Here is a 3,562-nt window from a genome sequence, read left to right on the forward strand (position 1 = left end):
AAGCAAGATCTTGGTCCAGGTGCATATCGCGATGAAACACGAAACGGAAACCTCTGCTCCCCCCAGCCTTCCTCCTTGCCCGGCAGAGCCCGCTTGCCCTGCGTGTGGTGGCAAACTGTTCGAGATTCGAGCCAAGCTGCAGTGCTCCCGCTGCCACACCATCTGTGAGACCTGTTGCGAAGGCGGACGAGGCTGAACTTCGGAGGTCGATAGCTGGAGGAGAGTTCGGTGAACTCCGCGTCCCTTTTCGCCCTCAGCACCTGTCACATCGATCCCGTTTCGGCTCAAGCCTTGAGCCCGACCAAGGCCTTATTTCCAGCAAGATCACTCCACACCCGACAGGTCTGTGGGGCACACCCGACAGACCTGTTCGAGCAGTCTCCCTCGCGCGATCTAGCCAATCTACGGAGGAAGCCGTGGCGAGGATGAGGCAGACCGCTGGGAAGCACTTTATCTCGGGACTCGGAGTGATTCGCCGAGTCTCATGGAATTTCAGTGCAACTTCGCTAAATTGACGCCGGGTCATCCCACCGATATGTTGTCGTCGAAATCCGTGAGCCCACAACTGCTAGTGGCACGCGAGGCAAACCCGACACAAATCAGGCGGACTGAAATGTCCTCCATCCGATCCTTAGACGATTGCGTAGTGCGCCGTACATGAACCCGCCAAGCCTTTGTGAATGCTGCCAGCATCGGCGAGTGGTCCACTCGGGCAGGGGCTCCCGGTTTTTGATGTGCCAGATTGGATTGATGAATCGGCGATGGGCGAAGTATCCGATGCAACCGGTGCACTCTTGTCGTGAATTCCAGAACGGGTTCTTCAGTGAGGAATCAGCGACTGAACCTGACCAAGGTCAACCCGGCGACGCAGGTGAAGAGTAGTACCCGAATGCGCGATAAGTGCATCGGGGTTCGGGGTTCGGGGCGAGCAACTGGTTTGCTCGGGTGATTTCAAACTCGTCAGTGTGACCGTAAATATTGGAATGGCAAAGTATGGCTCGGTTAGTCATCGGAATCACCGGTCCGATCGGTAGCGGGGTCTCGACCGTCGCAGATGCATTTGAAGCCCATGGGTTCAAGAAGTTCCGCATCTCGGATGTGATCCGACAGGAAAAAGCGCGCCGACTGGCTGAAGGGACTTATGACAAGCGCCATATGCTCCAGGATATCGGTAACGAATTTCGCGCGCAGGATCCCTCGTACTGGGTGAAGCAGACACTGAAAGTGAATGGCATTCTGCACGAAGGGGAAGTCCGCGACCGGACAAGCGATCTGGTCATTGACAGCATTCGAAATCTGCAGGAAGCCAAAGAGCTGATGCACCGGTTCGCACCGAACTTTTTCCTGATCGCCGTTCAGGCGAGTAAGGAGACGCGATGGAACCGGCTGATGGCCGAATATCAGGGGGACCAGGCCGACTTCGATCGAGACGATGCGCGCGATACTGACGAGGAACTCGACCATGGCCAGCAGGTTGACCGGTGCGTCCAGTTTGCTGACTACGTCGTCCTGAACGAAGACGACAAAGGGGGTGCTGTTGCACGCGAGAAAGCAGTCTGGAGCGAGATCCGTTCTGACGTCGACCTGATGCGGGCAGCACACGAATACAGGTCCGGCGGAACCGGACGCGCCGCGACGTCCAGCGAAGTTGCAATGGCGATCGCATACGCCCAGTCGCATCAGTCCGCCTGCCTGAAACGCTTCGTTGGCGCGGCCATCGTCGGCGAGAACGGAATGACGCTGGCGGTGGGCTACAATGAAAATCCAACTCCGATGATGCCCTGCAAAAGCCAGTACGGCTTTTGTTACAAAGATTCAGAAATGGAAAAGAGCCTCGATTCGCGGCGCAATGTACATTGCCCTAAATGTGGCACACTCCATCCGGTGATCGAAAAGCCGTATCGATGTTCGAATTGCCTTGAGAATTTGAAGCTGTCGTTCTTTCCCAGTCGCAACATGGAAATCTGTACGGCGATTCACGCCGAGGAGCGTGCCATCCGGTCATTGGGATCTCACTCCGCCAAAGGAGCGACCCTGTACTGCACGACCTTTCCCTGCTTTCAGTGTGCACGATACATCGTCGACGCAGGGATCCGAAAAGTGGTCTATGTGGAAGCCTACCCGGTCAAGCAATCGCTCGATTTCCTGCGTGCGAACCATGTCACAGTGAAGCCGTTTCACGGCTTCAAGGCTCGGGCATTCAACCTGGTCTTCCGACAAATCTCCTAGGCAGGTTCATTCTCTGCAACCAGCTTCAGTTGCTTCAGCCCCTCCTGGAACTGACGGCCAATCATGGCATCCATGCCGATGATCAAATCTATGATCTTGGTAATGAAGTTCAATCTCCCCTGCATTGTCCAGGTCACTTTTGTCCCCTGGGCATCCGGCTGGAACTGAAAATCCACGTCGTTGGTGCCGCAGTGTGGCTTCAGCATTTCGAGTTTGAACCGGATCAGTTCGTTCGGACGGCTCTCCACAATCGTGTTGCTGCCTGTTCCAATCTGATGATTTCCTTCCCACCGATAGACAGCGCCGCCCCCCGCCTCGGGCCCCTCGAAGACCCGTTTCATGGCCGGATCCACATTTTCAAAGGGTGACCACTTTTGCCAACGCTGCATCACGTTAACGTGGTCGAAAACAGTCCCGGGCGACGCGTTGACGCTGATCGAGCGTGAGACCCGATAAGTCGACGGCCGCAGTGCGACGACAACCAGAAACACCGCCAGCAAGGCCGCGACGGCAAGGATGATATTGGTAACCATAGAAGTTTGTTCCTCAAAAACCGGGGCCCTTCAACGGAGAGCCCTTCGAAGACTTGCCGCGGGCGGAGATTCACTTCGTCCCTCTGCCGACCAGAGATCTCTACCCGGGATGCGCTCACTGCTCTGTCAGCTTGATGGTGCGGAGCCTGTCGCGCGGACGAACTTTCCCTTGGACTATGAATTCCCCAGAGCTATGCCTCGATGGGAATCCAGATATCTGTCCCACCGAACCCCGTCTCGGCGTTGAAATCTTGGGAGTAACATTCCACGCACGGCGCTTTGCGGATTTTCAGTCCAGAATCGGGAACCCATTTGCACCAGATTCGGTCGAACGTCTCCTCAAGCCGAGAGACATGGTCACGATGTGTAAAAACGGCGTAGCGACCGGCGGGCAGGGTCACTTGTGAAAATTCCCCGGTGTCCTGCGTCTCAGGATTGACCTCAACACCGCACAGATAATCAAAATCGCCGTTCTCCTTACAGTTCCAGGTGACGCCATAAGTGCACCCGTCGATCGCACCGGGAACCTTGCCCATGTCCGGTACGAACTTGTGCCATTGATCGGGAATTTGATGCTTCGACTGCAGATTGTGAACCTGCTTCAGCCCGGCGACGTGGATTTCACGGCCCTCCTCGAATCGATCCAGATTCAGGTCGAGCACCTTGGCGCGAAGCGTCGCTTCCTGCTCGCGAAGTTCCGGCGTGAAGGACTCACCAAAGTCCTCGGCCTCAAAAACGGGACGAATCTCTATTTCCGAATCGGTGAGCATGGGGTTTGGGCATCGTTTCACCCATTCGAT

3 protein-coding genes and 1 pseudogene are annotated in these 3,562 nt (G+C 56.0%); 2 read left to right on the forward strand and 2 right to left on the reverse strand.

Annotated features, from left to right (window positions below; translation table 11 throughout):
- Both VGE80_RS04215 and VGE80_RS04220 read left to right on the forward strand, forming a co-directional pair.
- A pseudogene (locus VGE80_RS04215) lies at positions 1-196 on the forward strand (hypothetical protein); the annotation flags it as partial.
- Between the two features lie 797 nt (positions 197-993).
- Positions 994-2,229 carry a deaminase gene (locus VGE80_RS04220; RefSeq protein ID WP_440591781.1) on the forward strand — a complete coding sequence of 412 codons (1,236 nt, stop codon included), beginning with the start codon at positions 994-996 and terminating at the stop codon, positions 2,227-2,229.
- Here VGE80_RS04220 and VGE80_RS04225 read toward each other — a convergent pair.
- Together VGE80_RS04225 and VGE80_RS04230 are read right to left on the reverse strand one after the other, a co-directional pair.
- Entirely contained in the window at positions 2,226-2,762 is a 537-nt protein-coding gene (locus VGE80_RS04225; protein WP_440591782.1) for an SRPBCC family protein, read from the reverse strand. The genes VGE80_RS04220 and VGE80_RS04225 overlap by 4 nt on opposite strands.
- A 191-nt stretch (positions 2,763-2,953) precedes the next feature.
- A partial coding sequence (locus tag VGE80_RS04230) for a GyrI-like domain-containing protein (protein WP_440591783.1) occupies positions 2,954-3,562 on the reverse strand: 609 nt, incomplete at its 5' end.

Source organism: Schlesneria sp. (assembly GCF_036405755.1).
GTDB classification, from domain to species: Bacteria; Planctomycetota; Planctomycetia; order Planctomycetales; family Planctomycetaceae; genus Schlesneria; species Schlesneria sphaerica.

Coding starts and splice junctions, on each gene's coding strand:
- VGE80_RS04220 (WP_440591781.1), top strand. CDS start 994: ATGGCTCGGTTAGTCATCGGAATCACCGGTCCGATCGGTAGCGGGGTC.
- VGE80_RS04225 (WP_440591782.1), bottom strand. CDS start 2,762: ATGGTTACCAATATCATCCTTGCCGTCGCGGCCTTGCTGGCGGTGTTT.